Here is a 22,652-nt window from a genome sequence, read left to right as displayed (position 1 = left end):
CTGGGAGAAGGAGTTTGGGGATGGAGAGAAAAGATCGGTATCACATCGCGATTCTCGGCGCAACGGGCGCGGTGGGCAGGCGGATGTTGTCCACGCTCGAACGCCGCGGCGTTCCGGTCGGAGAGGTTCGACTTCTCGCTTCCCCTCGGTCGGCGGGGACGCGCATCCCGTTCCGAGGCGAGGAACTCACCGTCCAGGCCGTCCAGCCTGACTCATTCGACGGCGTGGACATCGCCTTGTTCAGCGCCGGCGCGTCCGCGAGCGAAGAATGGGCACCAGTCGCCGTGGAGCGCGGCGCCGTCGTGATCGACAACTCGTCGGCGTTCCGGATGCATGAGGACGTGCCGCTCGTCGTGCCGGAGGTCAACCCGCACGCCCTCGCGCATCATCGCGGCATTATCGCGAATCCGAATTGCTCGACCATTCAATTGGTGGTGGTGCTGCATGCGCTGCGCGACTTTGGCCTCGAGCACGTGACCATCTCGACGTATCAGGCCGTGAGTGGCATGGGTCAGCGGGCGATTGACGCCCTCTTAGAGGAGGTCCGGCGGACGGAAGCCGGTGAGCGCGATGTGACCACGGTGTTCCCGGTGGTCAAACAGGACCGGCACGTGCCCATGGCGTTTAACGTGATTCCGCAGTGCGACATCTTCCTCGACAACGGCTACACCAAGGAGGAAATGAAGCTCGTCAACGAGTCGAGAAAGATCCTGGAGCTCCCATCGCTGCGCGTGACCCCTACAGCGGTACGCGTGCCCGTCCTGTACGGTCATGCCGAGTCGGTCGCGGTGCGCTTCCGCCAACCGGTTACCGTCGGAGAGGTCCGCGAGCGCCTCGCAAACGCCGAAAACGTCGTGTTGGTCGACGATCCGGCGTCCTGCGCCTATCCGCACCCTCGGATGGTGGAGGATCGCGGGGAGACGTTCGTCGGCCGTATTCGCCAGGATTTAGAAGATCCGTGCACGATTCTCCTTTTCATCGTCGCCGACAACTTGCTAAAAGGCGCGGCGTGGAACGCGGTGCAGATAGCTGAGAAACTCATCGAGATGGCGCGTTGAGCGAAGGAGTCGAGCCGTTGTGAAGATTGTGGTGCAGAAGTTTGGGGGCACGTCCGTGGCGACACCGGAGACAAGGCGCGCGGCGTACCGCCACGTCGAGCGCGCCTTGGACGAGGGGTATGCGGTCGCCGTGGTGGTCTCCGCCATGGGGCGGCGCGGAGACCCATATGCGACGGACACGCTTCTCAGCCTGTTGGATTCGGGGGATGGCGCAGGCCACGAGCCCGACCCGCGGGATCGCGACCTCCTGATGAGCTGCGGCGAGATTATCTCGGCGGTGGTCTTTGCGCACGAGCTTCGCAGTCGGGGCCACCGGGTGCGCGTCTTCACCGGAGCGCAGGCTGGGATTGTCACCTCGGACGACTTTGGCAATGCGCGCATCCTGGACGTGCGCACGGATGGGCTGCGGGCCGCGCTCGAAGCGGGTGAAATCGCGGTCGTGACGGGATTCCAGGGCTGCACGGAGTCCGGCGACGTGACCACGCTCGGGCGAGGTGGGAGCGACACGACGGCCACCGCCCTCGGCGTGGCGCTCGGGGCGGAAGTGGTCGACATCTTCACCGACGTCTCCGGGATCATGACCGCGGATCCGCGCATCGTGGAGGACGCGCGCCAGCTGCGCCAGGTGACGTATACTGAGATCTGTAACATGGCCTACCAGGGGGCGAAGGTGATTCACCCGCGGGCCGTGGAGCTCGCGATGCAGGGCAACGTGCCCATCCGGGTGCGAAGCACCCTGTCGGACGATCCCGGCACGCTCGTGACGCAGGCCGCAGCGCATTTGGAGCACGGCCGCGTGATGGATCGCTACGTCACCGGGATTGCGCATACGCCGAACGTCACGCAGATTCGTGTACGGGGCGAGGGCATCGGGGCGTCGTCCATCTTTCGCCTGATGGCGGAACACCGCATCTCCGTGGACTTCATCTCGGTGACGCCTTCGGAGGTGGCGTTCACCGTACCGGACGCGCTCGCCGATGCCGCTGTCCACCACCTGTCTCAGCTCGGCTACCGAGTCGAGACGCGGCCCGGATGTGCGAAGGTATCCGCCGTTGGCGCGGGCATGATGGGCGTTCCTGGCGTGATGGCTCGAATTGTGGACGCGCTGGCCGAGGCCGGGATCGAGATCTTGCAGTCCGCGGATTCGCACACGACCATCTGGGTGCTGGTCGATGGAAGTCAGATGGAAGACGCAGTTCGCGCCCTTCACCGCGCCTTTCATCTTTCCGGAACCTGAACAGGGGAGATGCGTATGGATTTTGGAAGTCTGATCACGGCAATGGTCACGCCCTTCGATGCCACGGGTGCGCTCGACGAGGGGCGGCTGCGGCGGCTTGTGGATCACCTGATTGACACGGGCACGACCGCGGTCGTCGTGTGCGGGACGACAGGCGAATCGCCGACTCTGAGCCACTCGGAAAAGCTGCGCCTGTTCGATGCCACCCTTCGGGCGGTGGACGGCCGGATTCCGGTGATTGCCGGCACGGGCACCAACTCCACCAAGGATTCCATTGAGCTCACGCTCGAGGCCGCCCGTCTCGGCGTGCAGGCGGTCATGCTCGTGACTCCGTATTACAACCGCCCGTCCCAGGAAGGGCTGTACATGCACTTCGCCAACATCGCGGAATCGACCACCTTGCCCGTGATGTTGTACAACGTGCCGGGGCGCACGGGGGTCAATCTGCAGCCGCAGACCGCGCTTCAGCTGGCGGCCATCCCGAACATTGTCGCGCTCAAGGAGGCGAGCGGCGATTTTTCGCAGATCCTCCGCATTGCAGCCGAAAAGCCAGATGACTTTCTTCTCTACAGCGGGGACGACAAGTTCACGCTGCCCATGCTCGCCATTGGCGCCGCGGGCGTCGTGAGCGTCGCGGGCCACGTCGTCGGCCGGCAGATCCGCACGATGATGGATCTGTTCTGGCAAGGGCAGGTGGACGAGGCGGCCTACTGGAGTGCACGGCTGTTGCCCATCTTTGAAGCCATGTTTATGGAGGCGAGCCCGGCCCCGGTGAAGGAGGCGCTTTCCCTAATCGGCATCGACGTGGGATCCGTCCGCTCGCCGCTTGTGCCGGCCTCGAAGGCGCTGCGCGATCACCTGTATACGCTTCTGAACGCGCTCGGGGTCATTGAGGCAAGCGCATGACAGAGAGGAGAGACGGGCTGTTGCCAACGCGCCTCGTCCTGCGCCGTGATCGAAGGCGGCGCTTGGAACAAGGTCATCCCTGGATTTATCGCTCGGAGGTGGAGCGGGTGGAAGGCCCGCTCGCTCCGGGCGATCTCGTCGACATCGTGAATCACCAAGGCGTCTTTTTGGCCCGCGGCTACGCGAATCCCCAGTCGCAGATCTTTGCGCGCGTCCTGACCTATCGGCAAGGCGAGCCCATCGATGTCGATTTTTTCATCCGGCGCTTTCAACAGGCGCTGGAGTACCGCCGCAGGTTTCACCCGCAGGCGCTCTCTTATGGACGCGCCGTGTACGGCGAGGCAGATTTTGTGCCTGGGCTTGTCGTGGATCGGTTCGGCGAGGTGCTCGTCGCCCAGGTGCTGACGGCGGGCATGGAGCGGCTGTTTGCGCAGGCGCTTGAAGCGCTTGTCAAAGTGTACAAGCCCGTCGGGATCCTGGCGCGAAACGACGTGCCCGTGCGAGCACTGGAGGGGCTGCCTCTGGTGGTGGAGACGGTGTACGGCGAGGTCCCCGACGTGGTCGACGTGATCGACAACGGGCTCACATTCGCTGTGGATCTGCGCGAAGGCCAAAAGACAGGGTATTTTTGGGATCAGTCGGAGAACCGGGCGGCGATTCGACCGCTCATGACGGGCTGGACGGCGCGGCGTGCACTGTTCGGCGAAGCTCCGGGAGATCTCGACGGCGCCCATGTGCTCGACTGTTTCTGCCATACGGGCGCGTTCGCCGTGCATGCGCTGCACTACGGTGCGGCACACGTCACAGCGGTGGACATCTCTGCGGACGCCGTGGAGCTCGCGCGGCGCAACGCTCAACGAAACGGCGTGTGGGATCGGATAGACTTCGCCGTGGCCAACGCGTTCGATTACCTGCGCGAACAGGATGCGCGCGGCGCGCGTTACGACGTGGTCATCCTGGATCCGCCGGCTTTTGCGAAGTCGCGGCACTCCGTCGATAGCGCGGCGAGAGGCTACAAGGAGATTAACCTCCGCGCCATGCGCATCCTGCGGGAGGGCGGCTTCCTCGTCACGGCGAGCTGTTCCTACCACATGTCGCCCGAGCGGTTTCGGGAGACCGTCCTGGAGGCGGCTGTCGATGCCCACAAGGTGCTGCGGGTCGTGCGCGACGCGCGCGCCGCAAGCGATCACCCCCAAATCGCCGGCGCCCCAGAACAGCACTACCTGAAGTTTCTCATCTACGAGGTGCGCAGTCGGCGGTGAGCCGACTGCGCCGGACCCTTGCGCTCCAGGTCGCCGTCGGGGTATAGTGAATCTATACAATGATTGCATAATGTTGTGCGCGAGCCGGGCGAGGGTTCGCATGAACTTGTGGACCTACTTGAAACCGTTTGCATACGGCTCGGCGGAAGGAGATGCGTCGCACGGTGGATGTCACCCAGGAATTTCACCTAGGTTTCGAAGACGCGCTCACGCCGGAGCGCCGAAGCGACGAGCATGATCTCATTGAGGAAACGGCCCGATCCTTCGTGGAACGAGACGTGCTTCCGCGCATGGAGGCGCTCGAGTCTGGCGACGTCGCTGTCCTGAAAGCGCTTTATCACAAGGCCGGGGAATTGGGCCTCATCGGCGTGGATCTGCCGGAAAAGTACGGCGGGCTGGAATTGGATGCTCTCGCGTCCCTGTTGGTCTCGGAGACGCTGGGGGAAACGGCAGGATTCGGCGTGTCCATCAACATTCACAGCGGGGTTGCGCTTCACCCGATTCTGTACTTCGGCGACGAAGCGCAGCGCGCGGCGTACCTGCCGCAGCTCGCGGCCGGCGAAGTCATCGCGTCGTACGCGCTCACGGAACCGGATGCGGGATCCGACGCGCTCCACGGAAAGACCAGCGCCCGCCCGGACGAAGCGCGCGGGTGCTACGTGTTGTCTGGGCAAAAACAGTGGATCTCGAACGCGCGCGTGGCCGGCGTGTTTGTGGTGTTCGCGCAGCTTGCCGGCCGTGGCATGACCGCCTTCGTGGTGGATCGAGATCGACCTGGTGTTTCCGTCGGCAAGGAGGAGAACAAGGTGGGCATTCACGCGAGCCCGACGGCCTCCCTGATCCTCGACGACGTGGAGGTTCCGGCGTCGGCCCTGCTCGGCGCGCGTGGTCATGGACACCGGATTGCCCTTTCCGTTCTCAATCTCGCAAGGCACAAGATGGCGCTCTACGCACTGGGGCAAACGAGGCGAGCCATCCGGATTGCCGCGGCGTACGCCAAGGAGCGCCGCCAGTTCGGCGTATCCATCGCGTCGTTCGGCATGATCCGGGAAAAGCTCGGCTACATGGCGGCGCGGTACTTTGTGGCGCGGAGCGCGGCCTATCGAACGGCGGGGGAACTCGCCCCAGGCAAGAAACGAGCGCTGGACCTCGCGTTCCGGTCGGACCTCGAGCCGGAGGAGAAGGTGCGCAGCGTGGCTTCGGCTCTGTCGTCGTGTATCGCCGCGTGTTCGCTGAACAAGGTGCTTGCCACGGAGGTTCAGGCGTTCGTTATCGACGAGGCGGTGCAGATTCACGGCGGATACGGCTACATGGAGGACTACGAAATTGCGCGGATGTACCGAGACGCGCGGATCACGCGCATTTTCGAAGGGACAAACGAGATCAACCGGCTGGCGATTGTGCGGGACCTGATTTCGTCTCGCGCTCGGGAAGCAAGCGCTTGTTCATCAAGCGCCGCATCGTCGACCGCGCCTGGTGGATCGGCTTCCTTAGCCGCAGCTCTCCCTGCAGGCCGTCTTCGCGCGACCCTCGAGGGCGCGGAACAGGTGCTTCGGGCCATGAAGACGGGCTTTGAGACTGTCGTCGAGGCGGCAGTAGCCCGTGAGGGCGCGAGACTCGTGGATGAGCAGCCCCTCGTGCGTCGGCTCGCGGATGCCCACATGTGGATGTACGCGTTGGAGTCCGCGCTTGTGCGGGTCGCTCTCGCCGCGGACGGACGAGGGCCTGCGCGCGATCTCGGCGCGGAGCTCGCCGCCGTCGCCTGGGCGGACGCGGTTCGCCATGGTGTCACACCGCTCCTCGAGGCCGCTCGCCACGTCGGCGTGAAGCTTGATGGCTTGGACTACCCGGACGAGATCGGCCAACTTCAGGCCATCGCAGAGTACGTATTGGATAGGGTGAGGTGAGAGACTCATGGAAAAACCGGTGGTTGGATTTTTGGGGCTCGGCAAGATGGGGCTGCCCATGAGCCTGAATTTGGTGCGCGGCGGGTATGAGGTGTACGGCTATGACGTCGTGGAGCGATCTCGAGACGCGTTCGCGCAAGAGGGCGGCAAAGCGTGTGAATCCGCTCTCGACGTGGTGCGCGCGGCGGACGTGTTGTGCGCAAGCCTGCCAGGGCCCGCAGAAGTGACCCAGGTGTTCGGCGAACTCGTGAGCCAGGAGGGGCGCGTGGGGCAGCTCGTGATTGACTTCAGCACCGTGTCGCCTCAGGTGAATCACCAGGTCGCCGAGGCGCTCGCGAATCGCGGCATCGACTATCTCGGCGCCCCGGTCTCGGGCGGCGTCGAACGAGCGGTGGATGGGTCGCTCACCGTCATGGTGGGCGGGGCAAAGGCGGCCTTTGACCGCGCGAAGCCGCTGCTCGACCTCATCGGCCAAAACGTGTTTCACATCAGCGAGGACGTCGGCGCCGGATCGGTGGTGAAGCTGGTCAACAATTACTTCATTGGATATTACACACTTGCGGTGGCCGAGGCGCTCACGTTCGCAGGCGAGATGGGGATGGACCTCGCGCAGTTGTTTTCCATCCTCAACGTGAGCTACGGCCAGAGCCGAATCTACGAGCGCAACTGGAAATTGTTTATTTCGAAGGATTTCTACGAACCCGGTTTTACCACGAGGCTTCTCATTAAAGACCTGCACCTCGCCAAGGACATGGCCGCGGCCAAAGGACTCGAGTTGCCGATGACCGACGTGCTGATTGACATGTACGAAAAGGCGGCGGAACGCGGATACGCGGATCTCGACATGGCCGCCATGTACCGCTACATCCAGGATGTCAAGAACGAGCAACGGGCGTGATCGCCTGGAAAGAGGGGAACCTGCATGCGCCGTCTCCAGAACTACGTGAATGGAACTTGGGTGGAAGTTGAGAGCGAAGGCGCCGTACCGGTCTACAACCCTGCGACAGGCGAGGTGATCGCCGAGGCGCCGCTATCGGCACACGCCGACGTGGCGCGTGCCGTCGAGGGCGCGAAGCGGGCGTTTGCTTCGTGGAGCCGCGTGCCCGTCGTCAAGCGGGCTCGGGTGGTGTTCGATTTCCTGGCGAAGCTGAAGGCGGAGCGGGACAACATCGCGAAGATGATCACGACGGAGCACGGAAAGAGCTACCTGGACGCGCAAGCCGAGGTGGATCGCGGTATCGAGGGACTTGAACACGCCTTGTCCGCGCCCACGCTGATGATGGGCGAATCGCTCGCCGAGGTGTCCGAGGGTCTGGAGCAGACGTACTACCGATATCCCCTGGGCGTTGTCGCGAGCATCACGCCGTTCAACTTCCCGGCCATGATCCCCTTGTGGGTGATGGGGTGGGCCGTCGTCACGGGCAACGCGCTGATCCTGAAGCCGTCGGAGCAGACGCCGATGACCACCCTTCGCTTGGTCGAGATGTTTCACGAAGCGGGGTTGCCCCCGGGCGTACTTCAAGCGGTGAACGGCGGCAAGGAGGCTGTGGACGCCATCCTGACGCATCCTGAGATTGTCGCCGTGAACTTCACCGGCTCGACGAGGACGGCCGCCTACGTGTACGAGACGGCCGCGCGCCACCACAAGCGGGTACAGGCCTTCGCGGGCGCGAAGAACCACGCCATTGTGCTGGAAGACGCGGTGCTCGAGCCGACCGTCGACGGCATTCTGCGCGCGGCGTTTCACAACGGCGGCCAGCGCTGCATGGCCACCTCCGTCGTCGTGGCCGTGGGCTCCGTCGCAGATGAAGTGGTGGAGCGGCTGGCCGAGGGCGCGCGGCGCATGAAGATTGGCCACGGTTTTGAGGAAGGCGTCGATGTCACGCCGCTGATTCGAAAGGAACATCGCGATCGCGTCCGGGCCTACGTCGACGAAGCCGCGATGTCTGCGCGGCTCGTGGTCGACGGCCGGCCGGCCATCGAGGAACACCCGGAAGGATTTTATCTCGGCCCGTGCTTGCTCGATGGCGTCACGCCTGAGATGCGCGTCTGGCAGGAAGAGCTGTTCGGCCCTGTGCTTTCCGTCGTGCGGGCGCGCGATCTCGACGAGGCCATTGCCATCGCGAATCGCTCGCGCTATGCAAACGGCGCCATCCTGTACACGCAGAGCGGCAAGGCCGCACAGGTGTTCCGCGATCGCATTGACGCCGGCATGGTGGGCATCAACGTCAACGTTCCGCTGCCTGTGGCCTTCTTCCCGTTCGGAGGACACAAGGACTCCTTTTACGGCGTGACGGGCGAGAACGGCAAGGAACTCGTTCAGTTCTTCACGCGAAGAAAGGTTGTCTCGACGCGTTGGTTTTGACTTCAAGCGAGGTGGACTATGGACAGCATTGTGTTTCGAAGGACAGGTTCGGTCGCTTGGCTCGCACTCAACCGCCCGAAGCAGTTGAACGCGCTCAGCCTCGAGATGATCCGCGTTCTTCGCCATCACTTGGACGAGATGGCGCAGGATCCGTCGATCCAACTCGTGGTGCTGTACGGCGAGGGCGACCGCGCCTTCTGCGCCGGCGGCGACATCCGTGCGCTGTACGACGCCAAGGATGAACCGAATCTCGACACCGCGGCCGCCTTTTTCTCCGAGGAGTACGCGCTCGACGATCGCGTCGCGCGGTTTCCAAAGCCGGTCGTCGCGCTGTGGGACGGCATCGTGATGGGAGGCGGCGTTGGGCTCACGTATGGCGCGGCGTGGAAGGTCGCGACGGACCGCACGCGGTTTGCCATGCCCGAGACCGGGATCGGCTTCTTTCCGGACGTCGGCATGTGCCACGCGCTCAGCCGAATGCAGGGTGGGCTCGGGCATTATCTGGCGCTCACCGGCGAGTCCGTTGGGGCCGATGTGCTCCTCGCGGCGGGCGTGGCCAACGGCTGGCTCGCGAGCGGCGAGCGCCCGTCCTTTGAGGCGGAGCTCGCGAAGCGAGGTGAACAGGGAGAAACCGCGGAGCAACTCCAGCGCTGGTTGAAAGAAAGGCTTACCCCAGAGCACCGGCCATCCGAGGAGGTCGCAACCTTTCTCCAGCGGGTGCAGGCATACTTCGACAGCCCGTCGCTCTCCGACATCTTGGCTCGCCTGCAGGAGGGATCCACGCGCGACCCGTTCGCCGCGCAGGCGCTCGATGTCCTGCGCCAGCGCTCGCCGCTCTCGTTGGCGGTGACCTTCGAGGCGCTCCGCCGCGCGCGGAACGCCACGTACCGCGAGGTCCTGGAGACCGATCTCAATCTCGCTCTTCAATTCATTCGCCGGGGCGATTTTGTCGAAGGGGTGCGCGCCCAGCTCGTCGACAAGGACCGGCGCCCCCGGTGGCGTCACGCCGACCTGGCGAGCGTGACGCCCGACGAAGTGGAAGCGTTTTTCGAACCCATCACTCACCTTTCCATCCCGTTTGCCGATTAAGCGCCCCATGAGCTTCCTGGAGAGGAGCGTCGTGAGATGGAGCCAACCCAAACCGCTGCATTTGCGGACCTTCTGGCGCCGGACGTGTTTAACATCGCGGGCGCCATTTTGGACCGGGACGAGTCGAGGCGCGCGCTCGTGTGGCGCTCGGAAACCGGAGCGAAGCGGACGCTGACCTACGGTGAACTTCGCCGCGAGTCCCTTCGCCTGGCGCGCGCCCTTCACGATCTCGGCCTTCGAAAAGGCGACCGGGTCCTGGTGTTGATGCCGCGCCGCCCGGAGACCTACGCCGTGTATCTCGCCATCCTCTCGATCGGCGCCGTGGTTCTGCCGGGGTCGGAATTGCTCATGCCGAACGACATCGCCTATCGCCTGAAGCATGCGGAGGCGAAGGGCGTGATCGCCCACGCAGCACTCGCGGAGCGGGCCGAGGCGGCCATCGCCGAGGCGCCGTGGGTGCAGTTGCGCGTGGTGGTGGAGGGCTCGCGCGAAGGCTTTTTGGCGTACGAGGACCTCGTGCGCGGCGCACCCGGAGAGTGGGACGTGGTTCCGACCCGTCGGGACGATCTCGCCTTCCTGTCGTACACCTCCGGCACGACGGGCTACCCCAAAGGCGTGATGCACGTCCACGGCTGGGCATATGCGCACTGGCACATCGCTGCGAAGCGCTGGCTTGGCATTGAGCCGGACGACGTCGTGTGGGCCACCGCCGGGCCCGGATGGGCGAAGTGGATCTGGAGTCCATTCGTCGCCACGCTCATGTCGGGAGCCACAGGGTTTCACTACGGCGGCCGTTTCGACGCGGAGACGTTCCTTCGGCTCATCGACGAAGAAGGGGTGAATGTGCTCTGCGCGACCCCTACGGAATATCGGATGATGGCGAAGGTGGATGGACTAGACAGGTTTCGCCTCTCGTCGCTGCGCCAGGCCGTGAGCGCGGGCGAGCCTCTCAATCGGGAGGTCATCGATACGTTCCGGCGGCATTTTCAGATCACCGTGCGCGACGGGTACGGGCAGACCGAGAACACGCTTCTTGTCGCGACGTGCGTCAATACGGAGGTGCGCCCCGGGTCCATGGGGCTGCCGACGGTGGAAGGGGCTGTCGACATTGTCGACGAAGAGGGCAGGTCGCTTCCGCCGGGCCAGGTCGGAGACATCGCGGTCAGGCGGGACTTCCCGGCCCTCTTTCGGGGCTATTACAAGGACGAGGAGCGGACGGAGGCTCAGTTTCGTGGCGCGTGGTACATCACGGGCGATCGCGCCGAGAAAGACCAGGATGGCTATCTGTGGTTCAGCGGCCGGGCGGACGACATCATCATCAGCGCGGGATACACCATCGGGCCGTTTGAGGTGGAGGATGCCCTTGTGAAACATCCGCTGGTGCGCGAGTGCGCGGCGGTATCGAGCCCGGATGAGGTGCGGGGTGCGATTGTCAAGGCGTTCGTCGTCTTGAAGGATTTCAACCTTCACCGAGAGTTGGCATCCGACGGCGAGCGGCGCGAAGCGCTGGTGCGCGAACTTCAGGAGCACGTGAAGCGGATCACCGCGCCCTACAAGTATCCGCGCGCAATCGAGTTTGTGGAAGATTTGCCGAAGACGACGTCGGGGAAGATTCGCCGCGTCGAGCTCAGAGAGCGAGAGTGGAAGCGGCACCGCGAGCTGAACGCGGGGCAGGGAGGGTGACATCATGTACGAGGCCGTGATCGTCGACGCTATCCGCACGCCCATCGGGCGCAGAAACGGCGCACTGAAGGACGTGCACCCGGTGGATCTTTTGGGACACGTTCTGCGCTCCATCGTCGAGCGCAACCAGTTGCCGCCCGAGGCGGTGGACGACGTGATCGCAGGGTGCCTGACGCAGATTGGCGATCAGGCGGTGAACATCGCGCGAAATGCCTGGCTTGCGGCGGGGCTCCCGGAGTCGGTACCGGGGTGCACCATCGATCGCCAGTGTGGATCGAGCTTGCAAGCGCTTCACTTCGCGGCGCAGGGGGTGATGAGCGGGGCGTACGAGATCGCCATCGCCTGTGGCGTCGAGGCAATGTCGCGCGTGCCGATGATGTGTTCCATTGGCGTCTATGGCACGCCGATGACGGAATCGCTGGAAGCGCGTTATCACATGCGCCAGTACAACCGCTCCTTCTTCGATCAGGCGCTCGGTGCCGAGCTCTTGGCGAAGGAATGGGGCTTTTCCAGGGAGGATCTCGACCGGTTCGGCCTGCGGAGCCATCAATTGGCGGCTAACGCCAGGAGCGAAGGGAAGTTTCGGCGCGAGATCGTGCCGGTGCCGCTTTCGCTTGCCAAGTCGTCGGGATGGTTCGAAGAGGACGAGGGCATTCGGACGGACACCTCCCTCGAGAAGATGTTGTCGCTGAAGCCGGCCTTCCCCGATCTGGAACTCATCACCGCCGGCAACGCGAGCCAGATCTCGGATGGCGCCAGCGCAGCGCTGGTTATGCGCAAGGAGACAGCGGAGAAGCTGGGACTGCGGCCGCGCGCGCGGTTTGTCGCGTTCAGCGTGGTGGGCGTGAACCCCGTGACGATGTTGACCGGTCCGATTCCGGCGACCGAAAAGGTGTTGCAGAACGCTGGGCTCAAGGTCGAAGACATCGATCTGTTCGAGGTGAACGAGGCGTTCGCGCCCGTGGTCTTAGGGTGGCAAAAGGAGATTGGCGCGCCGTGGGACCGCGTGAACGTCCATGGAGGCGCCATCGCGCTCGGACATCCGCTCGGCGCGACGGGGACCCGAATTGCGGCGACGCTGTTAAACGCGCTCGAGGATCGCGGAGGGCGCTATGGGCTCATCGCCATTTGTGAAGGGGCGGGCATGGCGAACGCGACCGTGATCGAGCGGATGGATGCCTGAAATGGCAGTAGGAAGATCAGGGAGGTTGCGGAATGAAACTTGAAGGCGCGACGTTCATTGTGACAGGCGGCGGGTCCGGGCTCGGCGAAGCGACAGCGCGGGCGTTCGCCGAGGCCGGCGCGCGCGTCGCCATCTTCGATATTCAGGAGGAACGAGGAAAGCGAGTGGCGGAGGAGATCGGCGGCCAGTTTTTCCGCGTGGACGTGACGGACGAAGACGCGGTGCGCCGCGCGGTGGACGAAGCTGCGGAGGGCGGCGTGCTCCGGGGCGCCGTGAACTGTGCCGGGATCGCCACGGCGGAAAAAATTCTCTCGAAGCGCGGCGTGCATGCGCTGGAGAGCTTCGCGCGCGTGATCCAGATCAATCTCGTCGGTACGTTCAACGTGTTGCGCCTCGTGGCGGCGCGCGTAGCCGAGGCGCCAGCGCTTGAAGACGGCGAGCGGGGGGTGATCATCAACACCGCGTCCATCGCGGCGTACGAGGGTCAGATTGGCCAGGCGGCCTACTCGGCGTCCAAGGGCGGCATCGTCGGGCTCACGCTTCCCGCGGCGCGAGAGCTGGCGGCGTACGGCATTCGCGTGGTGGCCATCGCGCCGGGCATCTTTGAGACGCCGCTTCTCATGGGCCTGCCCGAGGCCGCGCGCCAGTCGCTCGGGCAGCAGGTACCGTTCCCGCAGCGGCTGGGACGGCCGCGCGAGTACGCGTTCTTGGCGCGGCATATCGTGGAAAACGCCATGCTGAACGGCGAAGTCATCCGCCTGGACGGGGCGCTGCGGATGCAACCGAGGTGAATGGGCGGATACGAAAGGCGCGGGGTAGGTCCCCGCGCCTCGCACTTTTTCAGATCAGCGCCCGCGACGCAGCGGTTCGTGATGACCCAGGTGCGTGCTCCGGACCTGCCGCAGGGTTTCGATGCGCTTCATGGCCATCTCATCAGCGGCCCGATGCGTCGGAATGCCCCGCTCGGCCGAGAGCTTGTACAGGTTGAGCATAATCTCGTAAATTCGCTCGACCTTCGACCGAGCGCGATCCGGATGATACCCTTCGAGCTCGTCCGCCACGTTGATCAATCCACCGGCGTTGATCACGTAATCCGGTGCGTACAAAATACCTCGCTCGTGCAACATGTCTCCGTGCCGCTCCTCGGCCAGTTGGTTGTTCGCTGAGCCTGCGATGATCTGCGCCCGGATCCGCGGAATCGTCTCGTCGTTCAAGACCGCGCCCAGTGCGCACGGCGCGACGATGTCGCAGTCAGCGCTCAGGATGTCTTGAGGAGACAGCGCCTGTGCGCCGAATTCGTTGACCGCCCGTTCTACCTGCAGAGGGTTGACGTCGGCCACAAGCAGTTGGGCTCCGGCCCCTCGCAGGAGGCGAGCTAGTTCGTACCCGACACTTCCCAGCCCCTGAATCGCGACGCGGCGCCCGGCGAGATCGTCCGTGCCGTAGAGATACTTGGCACTCGCCTGGATCCCGCGAAAGACACCAAGGGCGGTCATGCCGCTCGGGTTGCCGCTCGAACCGTAACTCGGCGAGATGCCGCACACGTACGGCGTCTCGAGGTGGATGAGATCCATGTCCTGAACGGTGGTGCCGACGTCTTCGGCGGTGATGTAACGTCCGCCCAGGCTGTGGATATACCGCCCGAGGGCGCGAAACAGGGCCTCACTCTTGTCCTTGCGAGGATCTCCCATGATGACGGTCTTGCCGCCGCCGAGGTTCAGTCCGGCCGCGGCCGCCTTGTAGGTCATGCCACGCGCCAGGCGCAGCGCGTCGACGACCGCATCTTCTTCGGACGCGTAGGTCCACATCCGGCACCCGCCGAGCGCAGGGCCGAGCGTCGTGTCGTGGATGGCAATGACGGCGCGCAAGCCCGAGGCCTCGTCGTAGCAGAACACCACCTGTTCGTAGTCGTATTGGGCCATGCGGGTAAACAGTTCCATGTCGTTGAAGACCTCCCCACTGAGTATACCGCTCCGGCGGTCCTACCAGAACGATAGGGCGGCGCTCGCGCAATTGCAAGCGCTTTCAATCAGCCTCAATTGTAGCATGATTTCTGATTCAAGACTACATCTTGTGGGCGACGCCGCGGTCGGTCGGATTCCTTGTTCGCGCGTTAGGCGGCGATGGATGGTTGTATGAGGATCCGAACGGGAGTATAATGACACTGATAGTGACATGTGCGGCTTATTCGCGCGAGGGGCGTGCGAAACCTGGCGCGGAGACAACGAATGGCGTGAAAGCGGATGGAACGGGTCGGGTGGTCCGTTTGAGCGCGTTCGATGCACAGAAAGACACGGCCTTGGTCTGAGCGGGCTTTTTTTTGCATGTTGAGGGAAGTGCGAAAAGAGACCGGGCGGGCGGGTCGTGATCGTGTCGCTGGATTCCATAAGTGTGGCAACGGAGGTGCAAAATGCCAAGATCCAAATCGAGACTTTCCATCATCCCGCTCGGCGGAGTCGGGGAGATTGGAAAGAACATGACGTTGTATTGGTACGGGCAGGACATGATTGTGGTCGATGCGGGGCTGAAGTTTCCCGACGAAGATATGCTCGGCATCGATATCGTCATTCCGGATATCACGTTTTTGGTCGAGAATCGCGAGAAAATTCGCGGCATCTTTCTGACGCACGGACACGAGGACCATATCGGCGGGCTTCCGTACGTGCTTCGGGAGATCAAGGTGCCAGTGTACGGGACGCGGTTGACGCTCGGTCTCGTCGAGAACAAGCTGCGCGAGGCGGGCGTTCACGACGTGAAGCTCGTGACGATGGACGGCAAGTCGCGCGTTCAGCTCGGCCAATTCGCAGTGTCTCCCTTTTACGTGAACCATAGCATTCCGGACACGGTCGGGTTTGCCATCGAAACGCCGGAAGGTATTGTCATCCACACGGGCGACTACAAGTTCGATCAGACGCCAATCGACGGGCGGCACGCGGACATTCATAAGTTGGCGCAGTGGGGGGCGCGGGGCGTGCTCGCGCTCGTCGGCGACAGCACGAATGCAGAGCGGCCCGGTTACACGCCGTCCGAGATGACGGTCGGGATTCGGATTGACGAGATCATCAGTCAGGCCCCTGGGCGCGTCATTCTGTCCACTTTTGCGTCCAACATCCACCGCCTGCAACTGATGATTCGGGCGGCGGAGCGACATGGTCGCAAGGTCGCCATTGTCGGCCGCAGCATGGTCAACAATGTCCAGACGTCGCTGCAACTCGGGTATTTGGAGGCGCAGCCGGACACGCTCATCGATCCCGACGAGGTCAACAAGTTGCCGCCAGAAAAGGTGGTCATCCTCTCCACGGGCAGTCAAGGAGAGCCTATGTCCGCGCTCACGCGCATGGCTCGCGCCGCGCATCGGAAGATCGAAATCGTGCCGGGCGACACCGTGGTGTTAGCGAGTTCGCCCATTCCGGGCAACGAAAAGTTCGTGGCGAGGACCATCGATCAGCTGTTCCGCGCGGGAGCTCACGTGATTTACCGCGGCGTGCACGCCTCAGGGCACGGAAGCCAGGAAGAGCTCAAGTGGATGCTCCAACTCGTGCGCCCGAAGTACTTCCTCCCGGTTCACGGCGAGTTTCGCATGCAGCGAATTCACGCCGATCTCGCCATGCAACTCGGCATTCAGCCGGACCACATCTTCATCACGGAGATTGGCGATGTGGTCGAATTTGAAGACGGGCGCGCCCGACTCGGCGGCAAGGTGCCGGCTGGATCCGTGATGATCGACGGGCTCGGCGTGGGAGATGTCGGCAATATCGTGTTGCGAGATCGCAAGTTGTTGTCGCAGGACGGCATCCTGGTCGTGGTGGTCACCCTGTCCAAGACGACAGGACACATCCTGTCGGGTCCCGACATCATCTCGCGCGGGTTCGTCTATGTGCGCGAGTCAGAGGCGCTTTTGGACGAGGCGAATCGCCTCGTGGAGAGCACACTCAGCAAACTGGTCTCGGACAACGTGAGCGAGTGGTCTTCGCTGAAGACGGCGGTCCGCGATACACTCGGCAGGTACCTGTACGAACAGACGCGGCGCCGTCCGATGATCCTGCCCATCATTATGGAGGCGTGATGGCCAAGGGCTGCATTCGCGAAGTCAGGGCTATCCTCGGTCCGCACGAAAACGCGGCGAGCGGGGATAGCCCTCGTCGTCTTTGAGCAGGACCGCCGTTTTAAGCCGGACCGAATCGGCGGTTGCGTATGGACGCGCTTCCCTTTGCCGATACTGGGACGGCGGGAGGCGGATGCGAACATGGAGACAAAGTCCACCTACGATGCGGTGATGAACGCGAAGACTACGGGCGGGGCGGATGCTCAGGAGACGAAGGAGGCTCCCTCGTCCGTCGAGTCGCTCGGCGCGAACGAACCCGCCGCCGTGGTGACGGGCGACATCTATTGTTTGACGGTCATCGGCCAGATCGAGGGTCACATGGTGCTGCCGCCGCAGAACAAGACCACGAAATACGAACACGTCATCCCGCAGCTTGTCGCGGTGGAGGAGAGCGATAAAATCGACGGATTGCTCATCATCCTCAACACGGTGGGCGGCGACGTAGAGGCGGGCCTCGCCATCGCAGAACTGGTGGCGTCGATGTCGAAACCCAAGGTGTCCGTCGTGCTCGGCGGAGGCCACTCCATCGGCGTCCCCATCGCGGTAGCAGCGGATTACACGTTCATCGCTGAGTCCGCCAGCATGACCATCCATCCGATTCGCTTGAACGGCCTCGTGATTGGCGTGCAGCAGTCGTTTGAGTACCTCGAGAAGATGCAGGATCGGGTGATCCGTTTCGTAGTTGAACACTCGCGAATTTCGGAGGACATGTTTCGCCACTTGATGCTCAACACTGGCGAGATGGCGAAAGACATCGGCACGACGGTGGTGGGACGGGATGCCGTCAAGTATGGCCTGTGCGACGAAGTGGGCGGCCTGGGGCATGCGATGAAGAAACTGAAAGATCTCATTCGGGAACACAAGGAGTCCCGAACAGGTGCGGTGCTCGCGCAAGTTCCTCGGCCGGGGGTGATCCAGTGATGCTTTGGACGACGTTGGCAGAGAGCGAAATTTATAGCGGATGGTGGGGCAGTGGGCCGCGCTTCGAAGAGTGGAAGGATGGACACCGCACGCTCATCGTCGCCCGGGACGAATCCGGCACGCCGAGACTTGTGCGGCTGATAAGCCCCATTGCAAGTGACTATCTCAGGCCTGAGTGGCAGCCGGGCACCGCGCTTCGCTGAAGGCGGAAGGCAGGAGTTTGAGCGCCCGGGTCGAATCATCAGTCTAAGGAAGGGACTGGTGAGGATTGGCTCGCAAGCAGCAGCAAAAGAATGTGCTGAAGTACGAAGTCACCGGTCTGGCGATGCTCACGGCTTGTGCGCTGGCGCTCGGGCGCCTGGGACTCGTGGGCCAGTTCCTGGCCGTCGTGAGCATCTACCTCGCTGGGAGCTGGTATTTTCTCATTCCCATTTTGGTGGGCTACGCGGCCGTTTACATGATGGTGCGCAGGAGTCGCTTCGTGTGGGACGGCCGCCATCTGGGTCTCTTGATCCTGCTCCTGTGCATGCTCGCTCTCATTGAGATGAATTTTTATTCCAATCTCGCGGATCAAGGGCTTCAGTCGTACTTTTGGTCGAGCGAGTGGAACGCGCTGCAGGCCTTGCGCGCCTACGTCTTTCATCCGACGTCCGGTGCGCCTCCGAGCGCCGGAGGGGGACTCATTGGCTTTTTCGTCTTTCAACTCTTACATCTCTTGTTCAATTCGCCGCAGACCTACGAGCTGGGGCCGCGCCTGGTGATTGTCGCGGGGGGGCTTATCGGGATTGCCCTCGTCTTCCAGGTGTCGCTCGTGAGCGTGGTTCGTCGCGGTTCTCGGTATACGGAGCAGGCTTTAGACCGCATGTGGTCCAACATCCGTCGGCAGGCTGGGCAGGTGTTTAGACGGGAGAAAGATCCTGAGCCCGAAGTGGTGGAGGATGCGCCGAGGGCCACACGGCCTGCAGTGGTGATTGACGGCGACGTGCTGGAGGAAGCGGAGCCGGAGGCTCCTCAGGTGGAGGCGGAGCCCATCATCCATGACTTTGCGGCTCGCGCCAGCCGGCCGGAGAAGGCCGACGACCTCCCGCCCTGGGGAGAGCCCGACGAACCTGTGGTCGAGACCGATGCCAAGGGACTTGTGGTCCGCTTCCCGTCGAAAAGCGAGCGGAAAAGGCCATCGCCCACGCGTGAGGAGGAGCGAAATTCGACCGTTGTGCCCGAGTACGAGGTGGGGCCGATGGTCCACGACGAGTCGTATCAGCTTCCTCCGCTCACGCTGTTCGATCCACCTTCGGGCAAGCACGCGCCTGTTGCGACGGCGAACGTGCAAGAGAATGCGCAGAAGCTGCAGTCTACGCTCCAGTCGTTCAACGTGCAGGCTCGGGTCGTGGAAATTCACCGCGGGCCCACGGTGACGCGATACGAAATACAGCCTGCGGCCGGCGTGAAGGTCGCGAGGGTCCTGTCGCTTCAGGACGACATCGCGCTCGCGCTGGCGGCCCGGGATATCCGCATCGAGGCGCCGGTGCCGGGCAAATCCGTCATCGGCATCGAGATTCCCAATGACGAGATCGCCGTGGTGACGCTCCGCGAGGTCCTGGAGTCGCCCGAATTTCAGAACTCGCCCGCGAAGCTCGCGCTCGCGCTCGGGCGCGACATCACCGGTGCACCGATTGTCGGGGATCTACAGAAGATGCCTCACCTCCTGGTGGCGGGCGCCACGGGATCAGGCAAGAGCGTCTGCATCAACGGGATGATCGCGTCCCTCTTGGTGCGCGCCAAGCCCCACGAGGTCAAGCTGATGATGATCGATCCCAAGATGGTCGAGCTGAGCATTTACAACGGCATTCCGCACCTTCTGACGCCCGTCGTGACGGACGCGAGGCTGGCCGCGGGCGCGCTCAAGAAAATCGTGCAGGAGATGGAGAACCGGTATCGGCTGATGGCGGAGCGGGGCGCGCGCGACATCGATCGGTTCAACGAGATCATGCGCGAAGAGGGTCTCGAGCCGCTGCCATATATCGTCGTGATCGTCGACGAATTGGCCGATTTGATGATGGTGGCGCCGCACGACGTGGAAGACGCCATCTGCCGCTTGGCGCAAATGGCGCGCGCGGCAGGGATTCACCTCATTGTGGCGACGCAGCGCCCCTCGGTCGACGTCATCACCGGTCTCATCAAGGCGAACATCCCCAGCCGAATTGCGTTTGCTGTGTCGTCCATGGCCGATTCCCGCACCATCCTCGACATGGGCGGCGCGGAGAAGCTGCTCGGCCGCGGTGACATGTTGTACTATCCCGTGGGAGCGGCGAAACCGACGCGCGTGCAGGGCGCTTACGTGTCGGAACGCGAGATTGAGCGGCTCGTGGAATACGTGAAGAGTCAGCAGCACGCGGTGTATACGATGGATCTGAGTACCGCCATCGAAGAGGAACCGGAGGACGAGGGCGAGCCGGAACTCGACAGCCTGTTCATGGACGCGGTCGATCTCGTCGTGGACATGGGGCAAGCGTCCGTCTCCCTTTTGCAGCGGCGGTTTCGCATCGGATACTCGCGTGCCGCACGCATCATCGATCAAATGGAACAAAGCGGAATTGTGGGACCATACGAGGGCAGCAAGCCTCGCGAGGTGCTGATCACGAAAGAGCAGTGGCTGCAGGCCAAAGCCTCGTTCATGCGCCAGCATCAGGCCGAGTGAGGCATACACCCGTCCGCCCTCCCGTATACATGTCCTAGTCCAATACAAGGAGAGGACGACGGGTGGTACGCCAAAAATCGTCCATCACGCTCATGGCCGTGGCTTTTCTCGCGCTGTGTGGATACATGGGTTTGGAACACGCGTTGTCGGAGCGGGGAGCGGATCGCAACGCGTCTGGCGTTCGTGGCGCCGGCGGGGTCGTCACGTCCACTGAAGCCGCGCCGTCGGATGCCGAGATGGACACCATCGCCGCGAGTCTGGCGGACATTCCGGGGCTGTATGACCTCGCGGTGTTGCCCGACGATCGCGGCGACGGCCAGTTCGTCGTGTCGGCGATGGTGGAAGTGGAGACGGCCTCTGGGCAGTTGCCAGACCCGACGGTCGCGTTTCGAGATATGCGCGCGGATACGGACGCGTATTTGAGCGATCTGTACTTGTTGAAAGAGCCGATTGCGGAGGCCGAGATCACCTTCACAGAGGGAGGAACCATCGTGGGAACGGCCGGGCTGGGGCGGAGTGCCTACGCGCATTTGGCGGCCCGGACAGCCGGGGAAGATCTGGCTGGCGCGATGGAGGGCGCACATCAGGACGATACGGGCGTGGACGAAGCGTGCTGGATCGAACTGAAGCCCCTGGCGAACTGAGGACCTTTCGTTCCGAGTCAGAAGCAGCCAGAAGACAAAAGGGACGCCTAGGGGCGTCCCTTTTGTCGGCTTGCGCCGTCGATGAACCGCTGGGTGACGGAGATCTGCTCGCGGCGAAACGATCGCATCAGCGCGCGAACAACCGGCTCGTGACCTGTGCGCAGAAGCGCATCCACGATGGTCTGCAGCGTAAAATTCTCGTCGAGCGACTCACGCACATGCGGGTGGTCCTCGAGATGATCGAGCCAGGTCTCGTCGTAGTACTTCCCGCGCAGCTCTCGATAGGCCTCCTCATAGAGGTCGTAAATGTCGAACGGCGCGTCGATCTGCTCTAAATAAAAGTCAAGCTGGTACAGCGCTTTGGCTACGGACACGTGGTCTCCGCTGATATCCCCCACGGCGCCATCATCCTTTCGTATACCCTTATCATGTGAGAGAGACGCGTGAAAGGCAAGCGTGGAGATCACCCTGGGATGAGACAAGCCGATCGCGAAGGTTTACAATAGGGTGAAGCGATGCTGGCGGAAGCCCGCGCAAAAGGAGTGGAGTGTCGACGGTGAAAGGAAAGTGGCGGTTCGCGGTGGCGATTTGCGCTGTCGCGGCCAATGTCGCGGGCTGTGGCGCGCCGGATCTTGCGGCGATGCGCCCGACCGTTCACAAACCCGCCGTGCTCGTGGAGATCGTGGGTTCGCCTCCGTTTGCGCCGTCTGCATCCCAACTGGGAACGGCAGGCGCCACGGCAGTTGAGGTGGTGCACGTATCGTCGAGCACATGGCTGTCGGAGGCGGAGAAGGAGCTTGCGAGACGGAGACTGACAGGTCTCATGCTCGTATGCGACGACGCGAGCGTCGTCGCGCCGGGCCTCGACGAGTTGGCGTCTTCAAATCCTTCCGTGCGCTTTCTAGTCGTCAGCGATTGGCCAGCTCCTCTAACGGAATCAAGCAATGTCGCGGAAGTGGCACAGGATCCCGTCGGCATCGCGTACAGCATCGGTGCGCTCTGCGGGGATTGGATGGTGGCCATGGCGCCGGGATCGACGAGCGGCGCGGTATACAGCGGCGTGCCGAGTCTCGTGTATGTCCCGGAGGGGGCGAGCGCTGCTGAACAAAAGGCGTTCTTCGTCGGTCTGTACCAGACGAACGCGAACGTCCGGGTGGTTCCGCTTCCACAACAGGCCGCGCCCAGCTTGTCGAGCTATGGGTACGCGGTGGAACTCGGTGTTCTTGGGGGCGACGCATCTCCTGCGGCAATTCAGTCGCTTCGTGGTGTGACGCCCAACTGGGGTTGTTTCGGAACGGCGACGAATCCAGGCTGCGCCATCGCGCCGGGTCACCTCGACCCTTCGGAGGTGCTTCGGGCATTCAAGGTCCTCGCATCGCCGGCGTCCTGGCGGTCTGGGGAGCACCTTGTGCTCGACTTGTCATCCGTCGCGCTGGACGACAAGCGATTGCCGGCTTCGGTGATCACCGCGTGGGCCGCACTGCAGGTTCGAGCGGAGTTGGAAGCGGCGCGCGCGGACGCCGCCTTTTCCTCGCTGCCGGCCAACGTGAGATCGAACCTCGAGAATACATTTCACCTGTCGTAGGACGCGAGA

19 protein-coding genes are annotated in these 22,652 nt (G+C 63.3%); 17 read left to right on the top strand and 2 right to left on the bottom strand.

Annotated elements, in window-relative coordinates:
- Positions 1–20: 20 nt before the first annotated feature.
- The 11 genes from AC27E8_RS07905 to AC27E8_RS07855 all read left to right on the top strand — a co-directional run bounded on the left by AC27E8_RS07905 (position 21) and on the right by AC27E8_RS07855 (position 13,481).
- A complete protein-coding gene (locus AC27E8_RS07905; protein WP_487098840.1) occupies positions 21–1,058 on the top strand; it encodes an aspartate-semialdehyde dehydrogenase in 1,038 nt (345 codons plus the stop codon).
- A gap of 19 nt (positions 1,059–1,077) precedes the next feature.
- Entirely contained in the window at positions 1,078–2,295 is a 1,218-nt protein-coding gene (gene dapG, locus AC27E8_RS07900; RefSeq protein WP_487098841.1) for an aspartate kinase, read from the top strand.
- Positions 2,296–2,310: 15 nt separating this feature from the next.
- Entirely contained in the window at positions 2,311–3,201 is an 891-nt protein-coding gene (dapA, locus tag AC27E8_RS07895) for a 4-hydroxy-tetrahydrodipicolinate synthase (RefSeq protein ID WP_014464200.1), read from the top strand.
- The gene (locus AC27E8_RS07890) at positions 3,198–4,463 is read left to right on the top strand and encodes a class I SAM-dependent rRNA methyltransferase (protein ID WP_487098842.1); all 1,266 of its coding nucleotides are present in this window, start codon (positions 3,198–3,200) and stop codon (positions 4,461–4,463) included. Before dapA ends, AC27E8_RS07890 begins: the two co-directional genes overlap by 4 nt.
- 164 nt (positions 4,464–4,627) lie before the next feature.
- Positions 4,628–6,370 (top strand): acyl-CoA dehydrogenase family protein, encoded by a 1,743-nt coding sequence (locus tag AC27E8_RS07885; protein WP_487098843.1) that lies wholly within the window; start codon positions 4,628–4,630, stop codon positions 6,368–6,370.
- A gap of 7 nt (positions 6,371–6,377) precedes the next feature.
- Positions 6,378–7,268 (top strand): NAD(P)-dependent oxidoreductase, encoded by an 891-nt coding sequence (locus tag AC27E8_RS07880; protein ID WP_487098844.1) that lies wholly within the window; start codon positions 6,378–6,380, stop codon positions 7,266–7,268.
- Positions 7,269–7,292: 24 nt separating this feature from the next.
- Positions 7,293–8,735 (top strand): CoA-acylating methylmalonate-semialdehyde dehydrogenase, encoded by a 1,443-nt coding sequence (locus AC27E8_RS07875; protein ID WP_487098845.1) that lies wholly within the window; start codon positions 7,293–7,295, stop codon positions 8,733–8,735.
- An 18-nt stretch (positions 8,736–8,753) separates the two neighbouring features.
- Positions 8,754–9,824: an enoyl-CoA hydratase/isomerase family protein gene (locus AC27E8_RS07870; protein WP_487098846.1), complete on the top strand. Its 1,071-nt coding sequence runs from the start codon at positions 8,754–8,756 to the stop codon at positions 9,822–9,824.
- Positions 9,825–9,860: 36 nt separating this feature from the next.
- The gene (locus tag AC27E8_RS07865) at positions 9,861–11,507 is read left to right on the top strand and encodes an acetate--CoA ligase (protein WP_487098847.1); all 1,647 of its coding nucleotides are present in this window, start codon (positions 9,861–9,863) and stop codon (positions 11,505–11,507) included.
- A 4-nt stretch (positions 11,508–11,511) separates the two neighbouring features.
- Entirely contained in the window at positions 11,512–12,690 is a 1,179-nt protein-coding gene (locus AC27E8_RS07860) for a thiolase family protein (RefSeq protein WP_487098848.1), read from the top strand.
- A 32-nt stretch (positions 12,691–12,722) separates the two neighbouring features.
- Positions 12,723–13,481: a 3-hydroxyacyl-CoA dehydrogenase gene (locus AC27E8_RS07855; RefSeq protein WP_487098849.1), complete on the top strand. Its 759-nt coding sequence runs from the start codon at positions 12,723–12,725 to the stop codon at positions 13,479–13,481.
- A 54-nt stretch (positions 13,482–13,535) separates the two neighbouring features.
- Here AC27E8_RS07855 and AC27E8_RS07850 read toward each other — a convergent pair whose 3' ends face one another.
- A complete protein-coding gene (locus AC27E8_RS07850; protein WP_487098850.1) occupies positions 13,536–14,630 on the bottom strand; it encodes a Glu/Leu/Phe/Val family dehydrogenase in 1,095 nt (364 codons plus the stop codon).
- Between the two features lie 470 nt (positions 14,631–15,100).
- On the opposite strand from AC27E8_RS07850, the gene AC27E8_RS07845 reads away from it, so the two are divergent.
- From AC27E8_RS07845 to AC27E8_RS07825, 5 genes are all read left to right on the top strand, one after another.
- On the top strand, positions 15,101–16,756 hold the full coding sequence (locus AC27E8_RS07845; RefSeq protein ID WP_487098851.1) for a ribonuclease J: 1,656 nt from the start codon (positions 15,101–15,103) through the stop codon (positions 16,754–16,756).
- Positions 16,757–16,936: 180 nt separating this feature from the next.
- Positions 16,937–17,716 carry a ClpP family protease gene (locus tag AC27E8_RS07840; RefSeq protein WP_487098852.1) on the top strand — a complete coding sequence of 260 codons (780 nt, stop codon included), beginning with the start codon at positions 16,937–16,939 and terminating at the stop codon, positions 17,714–17,716.
- Positions 17,716–17,919 carry a YlzJ-like family protein gene (locus AC27E8_RS07835; protein WP_487098883.1) on the top strand — a complete coding sequence of 68 codons (204 nt, stop codon included), beginning with the start codon at positions 17,716–17,718 and terminating at the stop codon, positions 17,917–17,919. The genes AC27E8_RS07840 and AC27E8_RS07835 overlap by 1 nt, the downstream gene beginning before the upstream one ends.
- Positions 17,920–17,984: 65 nt before the next feature.
- Positions 17,985–20,414, top strand: a complete 2,430-nt coding sequence (locus tag AC27E8_RS07830; RefSeq protein WP_487098853.1) for an FtsK/SpoIIIE family DNA translocase — start codon at positions 17,985–17,987, stop codon at positions 20,412–20,414.
- Positions 20,415–20,476: 62 nt separating this feature from the next.
- Positions 20,477–21,058: a hypothetical protein gene (locus tag AC27E8_RS07825; protein WP_487098854.1), complete on the top strand. Its 582-nt coding sequence runs from the start codon at positions 20,477–20,479 to the stop codon at positions 21,056–21,058.
- A gap of 47 nt (positions 21,059–21,105) precedes the next feature.
- On the opposite strand, the gene AC27E8_RS07820 is transcribed toward AC27E8_RS07825, so the two are convergent.
- Positions 21,106–21,456 carry a hypothetical protein gene (locus AC27E8_RS07820; RefSeq protein ID WP_014464216.1) on the bottom strand — a complete coding sequence of 117 codons (351 nt, stop codon included), beginning with the start codon at positions 21,454–21,456 and terminating at the stop codon, positions 21,106–21,108.
- Between the two features lie 158 nt (positions 21,457–21,614).
- Here AC27E8_RS07820 and AC27E8_RS07815 point away from each other — a divergent pair, with 158 nt between their 5' ends.
- On the top strand, positions 21,615–22,643 hold the full coding sequence (locus AC27E8_RS07815; protein WP_487098855.1) for a hypothetical protein: 1,029 nt from the start codon (positions 21,615–21,617) through the stop codon (positions 22,641–22,643).
- The last annotated feature ends 9 nt before the right edge of the window (positions 22,644–22,652 follow it).

It is taken from the genome of Alicyclobacillus sp. CIJ1, assembly GCF_057538885.1.
The sequence above is the reverse complement of the archived record's forward strand: the minus strand, read 5'-3'. Positions and strand labels throughout refer to the sequence as shown.

What these genes read in the sequence shown, in the direction of transcription:
- AC27E8_RS07905 (WP_487098840.1), top strand. Translation starts at nt 21, where the DNA reads ATGGAGAGAAAAGATCGGTATCACATCGCGATTCTCGGCGCAACGGGC.
- dapA (WP_014464200.1), top strand. Translation starts at nt 2,311, where the DNA reads ATGGATTTTGGAAGTCTGATCACGGCAATGGTCACGCCCTTCGATGCC.
- AC27E8_RS07890 (WP_487098842.1), top strand. Translation starts at nt 3,198, where the DNA reads ATGACAGAGAGGAGAGACGGGCTGTTGCCAACGCGCCTCGTCCTGCGC.
- AC27E8_RS07880 (WP_487098844.1), top strand. Translation starts at nt 6,378, where the DNA reads ATGGAAAAACCGGTGGTTGGATTTTTGGGGCTCGGCAAGATGGGGCTG.
- AC27E8_RS07875 (WP_487098845.1), top strand. Translation starts at nt 7,293, where the DNA reads ATGCGCCGTCTCCAGAACTACGTGAATGGAACTTGGGTGGAAGTTGAG.
- AC27E8_RS07870 (WP_487098846.1), top strand. Translation starts at nt 8,754, where the DNA reads ATGGACAGCATTGTGTTTCGAAGGACAGGTTCGGTCGCTTGGCTCGCA.
- AC27E8_RS07865 (WP_487098847.1), top strand. Translation starts at nt 9,861, where the DNA reads ATGGAGCCAACCCAAACCGCTGCATTTGCGGACCTTCTGGCGCCGGAC.
- AC27E8_RS07860 (WP_487098848.1), top strand. Translation starts at nt 11,512, where the DNA reads ATGTACGAGGCCGTGATCGTCGACGCTATCCGCACGCCCATCGGGCGC.
- AC27E8_RS07855 (WP_487098849.1), top strand. Translation starts at nt 12,723, where the DNA reads ATGAAACTTGAAGGCGCGACGTTCATTGTGACAGGCGGCGGGTCCGGG.
- AC27E8_RS07850 (WP_487098850.1), bottom strand. Translation starts at nt 14,630, where the DNA reads ATGGAACTGTTTACCCGCATGGCCCAATACGACTACGAACAGGTGGTG.
- AC27E8_RS07845 (WP_487098851.1), top strand. Translation starts at nt 15,101, where the DNA reads ATGCCAAGATCCAAATCGAGACTTTCCATCATCCCGCTCGGCGGAGTC.
- AC27E8_RS07840 (WP_487098852.1), top strand. Translation starts at nt 16,937, where the DNA reads ATGGAGACAAAGTCCACCTACGATGCGGTGATGAACGCGAAGACTACG.
- AC27E8_RS07835 (WP_487098883.1), top strand. Translation starts at nt 17,716, where the DNA reads ATGCTTTGGACGACGTTGGCAGAGAGCGAAATTTATAGCGGATGGTGG.